This is a genomic window from Streptomyces sp. NPDC054956, assembly GCF_053609185.1.
Genome location: NZ_JBSGXB010000235.1, coordinates 1 through 12409, shown reverse-complemented (window position 1 = coordinate 12409; position 12409 = coordinate 1). Strand labels below are relative to the sequence as shown.

12 protein-coding genes are annotated in these 12409 nt (G+C 71.9%); 4 read left to right on the top strand and 8 right to left on the bottom strand.

Going from position 1 to position 12409, the window contains the following annotated elements:
* From ACWGDE_RS28480 to ACWGDE_RS28455, 6 genes are all read right to left on the bottom strand, one after another.
* Window positions 1-1281, bottom strand: a 1281-nt coding sequence (locus ACWGDE_RS28480) for an AAA family ATPase (protein WP_453391892.1), incomplete at its 3' end; no start/stop codon positions are given.
* On the bottom strand, window positions 1278-2450 hold the full coding sequence (locus ACWGDE_RS28475; protein ID WP_453391891.1) for an exonuclease SbcCD subunit D: 1173 nt from the start codon (window positions 2448-2450) through the stop codon (window positions 1278-1280). The genes ACWGDE_RS28475 and ACWGDE_RS28480, both read right to left, overlap by 4 nt.
* Window positions 2451-2716: 266 nt before the next feature.
* Entirely contained in the window at window positions 2717-3706 is a 990-nt protein-coding gene (locus tag ACWGDE_RS28470) for a hypothetical protein (protein WP_453391890.1), read from the bottom strand.
* Window positions 3707-3784: 78 nt separating this feature from the next.
* A complete protein-coding gene (locus tag ACWGDE_RS28465; protein WP_453391889.1) occupies window positions 3785-4699 on the bottom strand; it encodes a hypothetical protein in 915 nt (304 codons plus the stop codon).
* A 61-nt stretch (window positions 4700-4760) separates the two neighbouring features.
* Complete coding sequence (locus ACWGDE_RS28460; protein WP_453391888.1) at window positions 4761-5879, bottom strand: alpha/beta hydrolase; 1119 nt, start codon at window positions 5877-5879, stop codon at window positions 4761-4763.
* 178 nt (window positions 5880-6057) lie between these two features.
* Window positions 6058-8478 carry a helix-turn-helix domain-containing protein gene (locus ACWGDE_RS28455; RefSeq protein WP_453391887.1) on the bottom strand — a complete coding sequence of 807 codons (2421 nt, stop codon included), beginning with the start codon at window positions 8476-8478 and terminating at the stop codon, window positions 6058-6060.
* A 155-nt stretch (window positions 8479-8633) separates the two neighbouring features.
* On the opposite strand from ACWGDE_RS28455, the gene ACWGDE_RS28450 reads away from it, so the two are divergent.
* Window positions 8634-8861, top strand: a complete 228-nt coding sequence (locus tag ACWGDE_RS28450) for a hypothetical protein (RefSeq protein ID WP_453391886.1) — start codon at window positions 8634-8636, stop codon at window positions 8859-8861.
* Window positions 8862-9111: 250 nt separating this feature from the next.
* Complete coding sequence (locus ACWGDE_RS28445) at window positions 9112-9447, top strand: hypothetical protein (RefSeq protein WP_453391885.1); 336 nt, start codon at window positions 9112-9114, stop codon at window positions 9445-9447.
* A 91-nt stretch (window positions 9448-9538) separates the two neighbouring features.
* Here ACWGDE_RS28445 and ACWGDE_RS28440 read toward each other — a convergent pair whose 3' ends face one another.
* On the bottom strand, window positions 9539-10165 hold the full coding sequence (locus tag ACWGDE_RS28440) for a YigZ family protein (RefSeq protein WP_453391884.1): 627 nt from the start codon (window positions 10163-10165) through the stop codon (window positions 9539-9541).
* Window positions 10166-10267: 102 nt separating this feature from the next.
* Here ACWGDE_RS28440 and ACWGDE_RS28435 point away from each other — a divergent pair, with 102 nt between their 5' ends.
* Window positions 10268-10672 carry a CoA-binding protein gene (locus ACWGDE_RS28435; RefSeq protein ID WP_453391883.1) on the top strand — a complete coding sequence of 135 codons (405 nt, stop codon included), beginning with the start codon at window positions 10268-10270 and terminating at the stop codon, window positions 10670-10672.
* Window positions 10673-10751: 79 nt separating this feature from the next.
* Here the strand turns inward: ACWGDE_RS28435 and ACWGDE_RS28430 are convergent, their stop codons facing one another.
* Window positions 10752-11333 (bottom strand): helix-turn-helix domain-containing protein, encoded by a 582-nt coding sequence (locus ACWGDE_RS28430; protein WP_453391893.1) that lies wholly within the window; start codon window positions 11331-11333, stop codon window positions 10752-10754.
* A gap of 115 nt (window positions 11334-11448) precedes the next feature.
* Between ACWGDE_RS28430 and ACWGDE_RS28425 the strand changes: the two genes are divergently transcribed.
* Window positions 11449-12318: an EamA family transporter gene (locus ACWGDE_RS28425; protein WP_453391882.1), complete on the top strand. Its 870-nt coding sequence runs from the start codon at window positions 11449-11451 to the stop codon at window positions 12316-12318.
* Window positions 12319-12409 lie beyond the last annotated feature (91 nt).

The window sequence follows — 12409 nt, the reverse complement described above, 5'->3', positions numbered from 1 at the left end:
GGTGGCCTCCCAGCGGCCGAGCCACTCGGCGGTCTCCTGCTGCTGCTCCTCCGCGGCCCGGGACTCCCGTTCCAGGTTGGCCCGTTCGCGGCCGATCTCGGCGCTGCGCTGCTCGGCGCGGCGGGCGGCCCCGAGGGCTCCGAGGTCCTCGCGCAGCCGCTGCTCGACGGCGGCCAGCTGCTCGGTCCCCGCTTCGGCGAGCTGCGGCGGCAGCTCCGCCCGGGCCACGGACTCCGCGTGCGCGGCGGCCATGTGGGCGCCGGCGGCGGCTCCGCGCAGCTCCAGGGCGGGGGCGACGAGGGCTCCGCGCCGGGCCCGGTCGAGCAGGGCGCGCACCCGCTCCCGCTCCGGAGCGGCCTCGGCGAGCAGGGCCGCCCGCCGGGTGGTCTCGGCGTGCCGGCGTTGCAGCCGGTCGAGCTCCCGGGCCTCCTCGGCGGCCCGCCGGGCGGCGGCGTGGCGCCCCTCGACGACGGCGAGGGCGTACTCGGCGACGGTGAGCCGCTCCCGGGCGGAGCAGCGCGCCACGGCGGCCCAGGCGCGGATCGCCCCGGCGAGCCCGGGGTCGCCCGGCTGGTGCCGGGGCAGCGGCCAGGCCCGCAGGTCGGCGGCGTCCCCGGCGGCCTGGGCGAGGCGCTGGGCGGTGTGCAGCACCTGCTCGTCCCCGGCGCGGACCTTGGCCTCGGCGCTGCGGCGCCGGTCGCCGAGCAGGGTTTCGACGGCGGCGAAGCGGCGGGTGTCGAAGAGCCGGCCCAGCAGCCGGCCGCGCGCCACCTCGTCGGCCCGCAGGAAGCGTGCGAACTCCCCCTGGGGCAACAGCACGACCTGGCAGAACTGCTCGCGGCTCATGCCGAGCAGCTGCTCGATCTCCTCGCCGATCTCCTGGTGGGAACGGCTGAGGGCGGCCCAGTGTTCCCCGTCGTACTCGCGCAGCCAGCTCTGCGCCTTGTCCTTGGTGGTGCCGGTTCCGCGCTTCTTGGGGCGGTCCTGCTCGGGGCGCCGGGTGATCTCCAGGCGGCGCCCGCCGGCGGTGAGTTCGAGGGTGACCTCGGTCGGGGTGTCCGCGGCCGCGTGGTCGCTGCGCAGGCTGGTGCCGGGGGCCTGCCGCGAGCCGGGGACCGAGCCGTAGAGGGCGTAGCAGACGGCGTCCAGCACGGAGGTCTTGCCCGCGCCGGTGGGACCGTGCAGCAGGAAGATCCCGGCGCCGGAGAGGGCGTCGAAGTCGATCTCCTGCGGCTCGGCGAAGGGCCCGAAGGCGGTGATCCGCAGCCGGTGCAGCCTCATCGGTGGGTCTCCTGCCGGCCGTCGTCCACCCGTACGTCGTCGAAGGCGCCCTGGAGCACGGCCCGTTCGGCCTCGTCCGCGAAACCGCCGCCGCCGCGCACGTGGCTGACGAAGTCCTCCGCGATCTCCTGGTCGCTGCGGCCCTTGAGGCGCTGCGCGTAGCTGCCCGCGCCGTCCTCGGTGCGGCCCTCGGGGTCGAAGGCGAGGCTGAGGGTGTGCGGGAAGCGGGCGGCGAGCCGGGCCATGGGGTCCTCGGGCCGGACGGGGTCGGTGAAGGTGGCCTCCAGCCAGCAGTCCTCGTACCGGGCGTACGCGGCCTCGGAGAGCAGTTCCTCCAGCGGCCCCCGGACCCGGGCGAGCCCGCGCGGTACCGGGGTGTCGACGCGCTCGGCGCTCACGATCTCCCCCGCCGCGCCCAGCTCGACGAGCCACATGGTCTTGCGGTGGTCGGTCTCGGAGAAGGAGTAGGCGAGCGGGGAACCGGAGTAGCGGACCCGTTCGTTGATCGTCTGGCAGCCGTGGAGGTGGCCGAGGGCGGCGTAGTCGACCCCGTCGAAGACGGCGGCCGGCACCGCCTCGACCCCGCCGACGGCGATGTCGCGCTCGCTGTCGCTGGCCTGCCCGCCGGTCACGAAGGCGTGGGCGAGGACGACCGAGCGGGTCCCGGGCGCGCGGCCGGCCAGGTCGGTCCGGATCCGGTCCATGGCCGCGCCCAGGACGGCCTCGTGGCTCACCTTCCCGGCGCCGAGCTCGTCCTTGACCAGCGCGGGCTCCAGGTACGGCAGCCCGTACAGCGCCACGTCCCCGTGCACGTCGGCCAGCACCACGGGGTCGGCGCACCCGGCGGGGTCGGTCCTGAGGTGGATCCCGGCGCGGCCGATCAGCCCGGCCCCGACCCCGAGGCGGCGCGCGGAGTCGTGGTTCCCGGAGATCATCACGGTGGGCACGCCGAGGTCGGCGAGCCGGTGCAGGGCCTGGTCGTACAGGGCGACGGCGGGCAGCGGGGGCACCGCCCGGTCGTAGATGTCACCGGCGACCAGGACGGCGTCGACCTCGTGCTCGCGGACGGTCTCCACGAGGTGGTCGATGAACACGGCCTGGGCGCCGAGCATGTTCACGCGGTGGAAGGAGCGGCCCAGGTGCCAGTCGGAAGTGTGGAGGAATCTCACAAAATCGCCCTGACCTGCACGTTTACCCCTACTGCGCCTCTAAAACCAGCACGAACCAGCACGGGGGCTCGCCATCAACGCTTGCCACGCTAACCCATCGCGCCCCCTGATCCACCCGCCACCTCGGATCACCCCGAAAAATGGGAGATCAATTCTTACTGCGCCGAAGGCACCTCGGCCACAGCGGCACGCCCAGGCCGGCGCCCGCGCCGGCCGCGGGCTTCGCACCGTACGTACGGCGCTGGCGCTTGTTCGCTCACCACGCCTCAACCGCGCCGTGCGCGCTTCCACAGGTCCTGCGCGAGTTTGAACGCGGCGAGGTCCGCAGTGGTGGCGAGGGCGAAGTGGGCAGGGGTGGCCTCGCGTCGGGTGATGACCGCGAGCGGATGGCCCACTTCACGCCGCTTGGTGAACTTGGTGATCTGGGACCAGGGGATCGGGCGGTTCCCGCCGGGCTCGCGGCTGATGAATCCGCCTGCGGTCAGCAGCAGTTCGGGGTGGAGGGGCAGGATGCCGGGCACATTGAGCAATGCGGTGAGGACCGGATCCGCGGGAGACAGACGGAACGCGCCCGCGTTGTTCAACGCCTCGTACACCTTCGGCTTCGCCGCCTCTACGGCGATGTCCCCGACCCGTGAGACGAACTCCTGGTCCCCCGTGAAGCCCTCGATCTTCAGGGGCTCGACGTTTCCCTCCGCGCTGATCAAGAGGGTGTAGTCGGTGTGGCCGTACTGGAGGCGGGCCCGGCTGTCCTCGACATAGGTGACCCGGTCCCATCTCACCCACCGCTCCTCGCGGGAGCCCGTGCCGGGCTTGTAGCACAGCGCGTGGGTGTAGAGCTCGACCCGGCCGCCGCCCGGGAGCTCCTGGGAGCGGTCCTCCAGCTTGCCGGGGTCCGGCGGCCGGTCCCACTTGTCCAGGGCGACGCGGGCGCGGTGCCGGGCGTCGGACCTGCGCCGCTCCGCGGCGTACTGCGCGTCCTCGACCCCGGCGCGTACGGTGAACCCGAGGGCACCGACGATGACGACTCCGCCGATGACGGACAAGATCATCTTCTTGTTCCGCCGGTTCTCGGCGTCCTCGGCCGCGATGTCGTCGTAGCCGTACGCACCGTGCGAACCTATGCAGGAATCGCCCGGCTGCATAGCGTGCCCCGCGCACTCCTTGGCCCCGTCGCCGAAGTCGGGCGTGAACCCGAAGAGGATGATCAGCGCCCCGATGGCCGCTGCCACCAGCGGCTTGGTGTACCCGCTCACAACTTTTCCCCCTCCCTTACCGGCGGCACTGGAGCCCGGTCGATCGCATCGGCCGGCTCCCTCGCCCCCTCCTGCATGTCAGGCCTTGCGGCGGGCCGTGCGGTAGAGCTCGGCGGTCAGCGCGGCGACCTCGTCCTGCGAGGCGCCCTGGCCACCTGTCTTGGCCTGCGCCAACTCGAACACGTTGGTGCCCGCGACGGTGGAATGGTCGGACCAGGCGCAGACCGGGATCTGGTAGTCCGCGTCCACGCTCTTCGAGGTCCCGTCACCCTTGGCGTGGGCGACCTTCACGTCCTGGCATTTCATCAACGCGCCCTCGAAGCCCGCGGGCTTCACCACCCTGGCCTTTCCGACGAGCTGCATTTCGACCCCTTTCCTCTTTCCGTCGCCCTTGGGGCCCTTGTTTCCGACGTTGGCGAAGTATTTGTCGAGTGCCATGGAGGGGTCGGCGATGTCGCCGTAGAGGCCATCGAAGATGAGCCGCCTGCCGCCCACCTTCGCCGGGTCGCCGGGGTCAGTGCTGTCCGCGTTGTAAATGCCGGACACAGCCTGAGCGTTGTTCACCCCGAGGGCCTGGGCCTCCTTCTTCTGCTCGGCGTTCAGCTCGCCGGGTGCGCTGCCCGGACTCGACTTCTCGTAGGCGCCGACCGATTCCGGGGCGACGAGCTTGTAGCCCTTGGTGCTGCCGGAGATTTCACTGCTGCCCACGCTGCCGGCGGGACCGGGACCGTGTCCCTGACCGTCACCGTCGCCGCCGAGCGCGAAATACGCGCCGCCCGCGATGACCGCGAGGGCGACGACCGCTCCGAGGATGATCAGGCCCGTCTTCCTCGGAGGCGGCTGCGGCGGCCCGAACCCACCTGGGGCCCCGTGGTGCGGGGGCTGCCGACCGTAGGGGTTGGGTTGCTGGGGCGGGCCCCAGCTCTGCCCGCCGTACTGCTGCTGCCCGGAGGGGTCGGGCCGACCGTACGGTCCGGGCTGGTCGTGGCTCATTCGTCCTGTCTCCTGTCCCTTGATCTGCGACCGGGGGAAGCTCCCGATCGGTTCCCGCCGGTCAGCCCACCGCGGCGAAGGAGGCCTCGAGGCGAGGGACGTAGTCGGCGAAGGCCGGGGCCCAGCAGCCGTAGTTGTGGCCGCCGTTACAGCTCGACGCCAAGGACGCGCCGTTGCCGTAGTCGACGAGGCGGCTGGGGATACCGAGCTGGTCCAGGCGGGCCTTGACGGTGTGGGAAGCCGCCGCGGTGTTGGCGTCGATGAGGTCGTTGTTGCCGGTGTAGAGCGTGATGCCGGTGTTGGAGAGTTTGGCGAGGTTGACGGGCGCGGCCGGATCGACCGCCTTCCACACGCGGTCGGCGTCGAAGACCGGGTACGGGGAGCCGAAGATCGCGTCGCTGTCCACATAGGGTCCGTGGCCGGGGCAGTCGCCGGAGTCGGATCCGGAGCCGGACGAGCTGCTCGCCGCACACCAGGCGCCCGCGAGGTTGAGCTCGGTGGCCAGGACGGCCGCGCGGACCTCCCACATACCGAAGTCGATGCCCCCCGACAGGGCGGCCGCGTGGCCGAACAGGTCGGGTCGCGCCTGGGCGTAGTGCAGGGAACCGTAGCCGCCCATGGACAGTCCGACGACGGCGCGGTGCGCGCGGTCGGCGCGCGTACGGAGATTGGCGTCGATGAACGGGACGACCTGGGTGAGGTGGAAGGTCTCCCAGTTCGCCTTCCCCTCGGCGGTGTTCTGCATCAGCCAGTCGGCGTACCAGCCCTTCATTCCCCCGTCCGGCACCACGGTGATCATCGCCTGCGAGTGCAGTGCCGGCGCGGCCGCCACATCGTTCACGTTGCCGCCGCCGCCGTGCAGGAAGTACGTGACCGGCCAGCGGCGGCCGGGGTCGGCGTCGTATCCGGTGGGGAGCAGGATGCGGATCCTGTGCTTCCCGGAGAGCTGCGGGGTGGTGACGGTGAGGGTGAAGTCGGTGGGAGTGTTCACCTGCGTGTCCTCGGGGACCAGCGTCAGACCGTAGCCGTTGGTGAAGGCGGGGACGCCGGCGGAAACCGAGGGGCTGGAGACGGTGACCGTCGGCGTGGTGGTCGGTGCCGCGGCGTGCGCGGCGCCGGTGCCCATCACGGCGGTGAGTACGAGGATCGCGCTCAGTGGGGTGAGGCGCCGGGATGTCATCGGAGAACCCTTCGTCGAGGAGGCCCGCGGCGCGGTGAGCCGCCGCGAGCCGGACATCCCGATGCTGTTCTCCCGAACCGCCAGGTCAACAGGCCAAGCCACCGGCCATTGGTGACCGGCGCCCGGGGGGCCCGCGGTCCGTGCCGGTCCCGAGGCCCCCGCATCTACGGTCCCGTGGTCACGAGGTGCTGGTCGAAGGGGGTGTGAACGTGGCCGGTTCGAAGTCCCGGTGCCGGCCGCGGAACGTGCGTCCGAGGTAGTGCTGGAGCCGGACGTGGCGGAACTGGTAGACGGCTCCGGTCTGGCGCAGCGCCCCCCGGTGGTAGGCATCGTCCAGGAACGCGGCGGGGTCCCAGGGGAGCCGCCCGGCCAAAGGCAGCCAGACACGTGCCAGCACGATCCATTGCCCCCAGGCCGTGAAGGCGAGCACATAGGAGGCCGCGCCGCCCAGGCCACCGACCGCGCCGATGAACAGGCTGTCCTGGACTCCCCAGTTGAGTGGTCCCACGGTGCCCTGAAGCAGATGGACGATCAGGTACCCGCCGAAGGCGATGGCCAGGGTGAACGCCGGAGCCAGGATGACGAACTGCCGGCCGGCCGCCGTCCGGTTCGAGGACAGCAGACTGAGCGGCGTGGCCGCCGCGGTGACGTCCACGGGCACTTCGAGTGCGGCCATGAGTCCGAAGACGAGGCCGGCGGCCGAGCCGAAGGTCAGCCCGAGCACCAGCATGTTGATCAGGGTCCCTTCGACGATGCGCGGGTCGGTGATGGACGTCCCCGCGGCCAGCGCGCGTCCGAGGGTGAGAGCACAGGCGCATCCGATGCCCATGAACGTTCCGCCGATCAGCCCCTGTGCGAACCGAGCGGTGAAGGTGCGCAGGGACCGGCGGCCCAGTCTCCCGTGCGCGGCGCGCAGTGTCAGCCGGATGCGGGCCGGCTCGAACGCCGTTCCGCCGCCGGACCTGTCCGCCATCGCGTAGACGACTCCGAAGGCGAGGCCTGCGGCGGGTCCCATGAGACTGCCCTGCAGAAGGAGTTCGCCGATGGGGAGCGGCGTGAGCAGCAGTCCGACCAGCCATTCGGCCAGGGTGATGCTCACGGCGGTGGCCAGGACGAAGACCATGGTGCGCGTCGACCGGGACAGCGAATCGCCGAGTTGCCACCACGCGAGGTCCTGGCGCTCGCGGTCGAGGCGGACCAGGTGGTGGGCGAGGTGGCCGAGCCAGCGTTCGGCCCGAGCCGGGTCCGCGTAGGGCGCCCTGAGCTGTCGGCCGGCAGCGTCCCGTTCCGGGGCGCGGTGTCGGTAGACCGCAGGCACGAAACCCGCCAGCAGGTGTTCGTCCAGGCTCTTCACCGAGGGGAACCGGGTGGCGTCCAGGAGTTCGGCGGGGTCCCGGTCGGGCGCCTCGCTGTACAGGGTGCGGGCGAGGATGACCATGAGCGGGGTTGTCAGCACCGCGGCGAGGTTCGTGTGCGCCGGGCCTTGGCGCGTGCGCAGTTGCGCGAGGACCTCCTCCCATGTCGAGCGGGGCACATCAGCGCTGTTGGCGGCGCTCGCGTCGGACGGGACGGTGCGGAAGGTGCGGGGCAGGTAGTCGGCGAGGTCCTCGAGGGTGAGGTCGCTGAGCTCGATGCCCCCCGCCCAGACGAGCGGCGCGTGCGCCTCCCGGACCGCTTCGGCGTACTCGTCGCGCCGACTGGTGAGGACGAGGGGTGAGGACGTCGCGTTGAGCGCGTCCAGGGCCTCGCGCCGCAAGCCTTCGGCTATCTCGTCGAATCCGTCCAGGACCGGCAGGATGAGGTCGGAGTCGACCAGCGCGGCGGCCAGAGTCGCCCCGCCGGAGCTGCGGCGGTCCAGGTGCGGGTGGTCGCGCAGCAGTCGGCCGATCAGCCAGTCCCGCAGTGCGGTCGTCGACGGGTCCCAGGAGCCGATGCTGAAGAGGACCGGCACGCGGCGGTGCGGGGCCGGGGTTTCCAAGAGGTCCAGGACGAGCCTGATCGTGAGGATGGATTTTCCCGAGCCGGCCCGGCCGATGATCACCAGTCGTCCGGAAGGGATCCGGAGGTAGACCTCGGCCATGCTCCGCAGGTCGCCGTCCAGATCCACCTCACGCGGAGTCTCACCCGGCCCGAGGCGCTGGATGTTCTCCGCCCGGTCCGTCAGAACGGCGGGCGCCGCCTCCCAGCGGACGGGCAGGGGGAACGGGTCGTGGACGCGGCGTTGCGCCTCCTCGCGGCGCCAGCGGCGCCGGACCTCCGTCGCCAATTCGTGCGCGGCGTCCGCGAGCGTGTCATGGACGGGCGGCCACGCGGGCGGGACGGGCGCGGATGCCGGCAGTCCGGGGCCGTGGGCACCGGCGTCGTGGCTTGCTGTGGAGGAGCCGGTGAGAGAAGCCGCCAGGCGCAGACGGTTCCCTTCTTCCAGGCCGAGCGCGTCCGCCAGCAGATTCACCGTTCCCATCCGGTGGTTCGTGGATCCGCCGCTCTCCAGGCGGCGAATGGTGCGCACGCTGACCCCGGACCGTTCCGCCACCTCCTCCTGCGTCAGGTTCGCCTCATCGCGCAGCTTGCGTAACAGCGTGCCGAGGTCCTCTGCCATCCAGCGTCTCCCCTGATCCACCAGTACGAACGGCGGTGAGCCTACCCGTGGCCGCCGGTCACGAATGGCCGGGTGCCTGACCTGTACGGACACCATGGCCGGGGTCACTGTCGGAGTCGGTGCCGCCCCCTGCTGACGGAAGGTAGGAAGCCGACGTGGCCAACCGCTTCTGGTGCGGAGAGTGCGACTACAAGACGCCCTGGGTCGACAGGCCCGAGGGGCTGCTCCGCCAGATCGAGCACTACGCCCGCAAGCACCCGGGCACTTCCCCGGCCGGCCACATCGAGACCCGAAGGCGCGCCCCGGGCAGGCGTCATGGATGCCTGCTGCTGGCGGCCGGCGTCCTCGTCCTGCTCACCGTGGTGGCCGCGTGGCGCCACTGACCGCCTCCGCGAACCGGCCCAGGGGCTGTAGCGCGAGGGCGCCGCCGACGCCTCATCTGCCGTGGGCCGCACGGACAACGTGATGAGCATCAAGTATCCGTCATCTTCAGGAGGTTCGTTCATGTCACACCCGCCCGCCACCCCGCGCCACGACGGCCCTTCCGGTCCTCCTGCACGGCGACGTCCCGGCGCCGCTACGGCAGCCGGCGGACTCGGTATTGCGTACGGGGTGGTGGTGGGGTGTGCCGGAATGGCCGGGATGATCTGGGGACTGAGTTCATTCGGCGAAGTGGGATGGCTGGTCTTCCTCAGCGCGTTCGTCATACCTTTCGGCGTTGCCCTGGTGCGCAACGGGGCCAAGCTGCTGTCGGGTGGCCCCGAGGCAGGTCCGCGGCTGAGCCAGCTGCTCGCGGTGCCGGCGGTCCTGTCCGGTGTGGCGATCGGGAGCATCGTGGCTCAAGCCGACTTGGCCACCGGAGGGGCGCAGAGCCAGCTGGCGGGCTTCATCACGGCCTTCCTGGCCTCCGTCGCAGCGATCCTGCTGACCGAGGCGCGGTCCACGAAGACATACCTCGGCTTGCTCTGACACCCCGGAGATCAGTACCGCGATCGAGCTGGTCGTCGTGTCGTTGTCTCGGAGGCATGCTCCAGCGGCGCCCCCTGGCCGCCACGGACACTCAGGGCGCGTACGTCTCCCCGCCCGGCGTGAGGGTGGCGCTGCCGGCGGTGCTGTCGGCGAGCCAGGCCTCGAACGCCGGCAGATCGGCCTCGGGCAGGGCGATCTCGATCTCCACGGCGGCGCCGTAGCGCACGTCGAGGACGGTCCGGCCGGTGGAGCGCAGGTCGTTCTGGGTCTTGCCGGCCCGCTGGTGGTCGACGGTGACGGTGGCCAGCCGGTAGCGGTGGCGGGTGACGGTGCCCAGCGCGTCGAGGGCTTCGCCGACCACTCCCCCGTAGGCGCGGATGAGCCCGCCGGCGCCGAGCTTCACGCCTCCGTAGTAGCGGGTGACGACGGCGACGGCGTAGCGGATGTCCCGGCGGGTCAGCATCTGCAGCATCGGCACGCCGGCGGTGCCACCGGGCTCGCCGTCGTCGCTGGCCTTCTGGACGGAGGCGTCGGCGCCGATGACGTAGGCGAAGCAGTTGTGCGTGGCGGTGGGGTGCTCCTTGCGGACGCGGGCGATGAACTCCTGTGCCTCGCGCTCGGTCGCGGCGGGCGCGAGCGCGCACAGGAACCGCGAACGGTTGATCTCCGCCTCGTGCACGCCCTCGCGTGCCACCGTCACGTACTGGTCTGCCTTCACCTGTCCACCCTACGGGGAATCGGACATGCGTCTTTTCCGTTGACCGACCTGGCAGCAGTCACCCGACATGCGCATCGGCACCATCAGCAGGAGGCGGCACACGTGTACGGCGATCCGGCAACCATCCGCAAGGTCCTCACCGAGCTCGGCGACACCTGGGCCGTGGTGGGCCTGTCCAACAACGAGGACCGCGCCGCCTACCGGGTGGCCCAGGTGCTGCAGCGGTACGGCAAGCGCGTGGTGCCCGTGCACCCCAAGGCCGAGACGGTCCACGGCGAGCAGGGCTACCCGTCGCTGGAGGCGATCCCGTTCAAGGTGGACGTGGTGGACGTCTTCGTGAACAGCGCCCTGGCGGGCACGGTCGCCGACGAGGCCGTCGCGAAGGGGGCGGAGGCCGTCTGGTTCCAGCTGAACGTGGTCGACGAGGCCGCCTTCGACCGCACCCGCGCGGCCGGACTGGACATGATCATGGACCGCTGCCCGGCGATCGAGATCCCCGCCCTCTGAGGCCCCGGGGCCGCTCCGCCGACCACCCCGGCCCCACCCACGCGTGACCTGTCACGTGTGACCTGTCACGTGTGACCTGTCACGCGTGGGCGGTCACCGGCGGGATGGAGACCGCCATCGTCATCTCCATCGGGCCGGTCCCCTCGTTGCGGTAGGCGTGCGGGGCGTCCGCCTCGAAGGAGACGGCCCCGCCGGCCGGAACCGCGTACTTCTCGTCGGCCACCACCAGCGTCAGCTCCCCCACCGTGACGTGCAGCATCTCGAAGGTGCCGGAGGGGTGCGGGTCCGAGGCGGTGCCCTCGCCGGGCTCCAGGCGGTAGGTCCACATCTCCACCGGCCCGCGCCGGTCGTCGCCGAGGAGCATGCGCGCGCCGCTGCCGCCCTCGGTGGACCACATCCGCACTCCCTGTCCCGGCAGCACCACCTGCACCCGGGGGCCGCGGTCGTAGTCGAGCAGCGTGGTGATGCTCACACCGAGCGCGTCGGCCAGTTTGACCGTCGTGCCGACGCTGGGGTTCGTACGGGCCTGCTCGATCTGGATGATCATGCCGCGGCTCACCCCCGCACGGGCCGCGAGGGCCTCCAGGGTGAAGCCGCGCTCCCCGCGCCAGCGCTTGAGGTTCCGGGCGAGCGCCTGGGTGAGCTGTTCGAGGTCCGACACCGTTCCGTCCACTCCGTCCAATATTTTGGATGACAGGGTTCAGCAGAGTGAACTATCCTGCGGCGTACTCCACCCTGCACTCCACCGTTCAACGCACTGTACTGCGAGGCCCGTCATGACCGCCCTGTTCGCCCTGGCCACAGCCGTCCTCTGGGGCCTCGCCGACTTCGGCGGCGGTCTGCTGACCCGCCGGATACCGGCCCTCACGGTCGTGGTCGCCTCCCAGGTCCTCGCCGTCCTCGCGCTCGGCGCGGTGGTCCTGGGCACCGGTGCCTGGCGGGAGGCCGGACCGCAGCTCTGGTTCGCGGTGGGAGCGGGCCTGGTGGGGCCCGTGGCGATGCTCAGCTTCTACAAGGCGCTCGCCCTCGGCCCGATGGGCGTGGTCTCCCCGCTCGGCTCGCTCGGCGTGGTGGTGCCGGTCACCGCGGGGCTGCTGCTGGGCGAACGCCCGGGCCTCGGCCAGTTCGCGGGCATCGCGGTGGCCGTCGTGGGCATCGTCCTGGCGGGCGGACCGGAGCTGCGCGGCGCCCCCGTCCAGCGGCAGGCGGTCGTCCTCACCCTGGTCGCGGCCTTCGGCTTCGGCGCGGTGATGGCCCTGATCGCGCCCGCCTCCTCCACCGTCCCCGGCCTGTTCCTCGCGCTCTTCGTGCAGCGGGTCACCAACGTCGCCGTCGGCGGCACGGCCCTGTGGATCCGGACCCGGCGCGGCGCCCCGGCCCTGCCCGCCGGCGCGGGTGGCCTGCGGCTCCTGTGGGGCCTGCTGCCGGCGCTCGCCTTCGTCGGTCTCGCCGACGTCGCGGCCAACGGCACGTACTCGATCGCCGCCCAGCACGGCCCGGTCACCGTGGCCGCCGTGCTCTCCTCGCTCTACCCGGTGATCACCGCGCTGGCCGCCTTCGCCGTCCTCAAGGAACGCCTGCGCACCGTCCAGGCGGCGGGCGCGGGCCTGGCCCTGGCGGGCACGGTCCTCCTCGCGGCGGGCTAGGTCGTCTCTTTCGGATCTTGCCGGTTAAGCCCGCGTCGTCCGGTGCCGTGCATCGCAAGGCGGAGAGGCTCCCGATTACTGGACGTCCTCG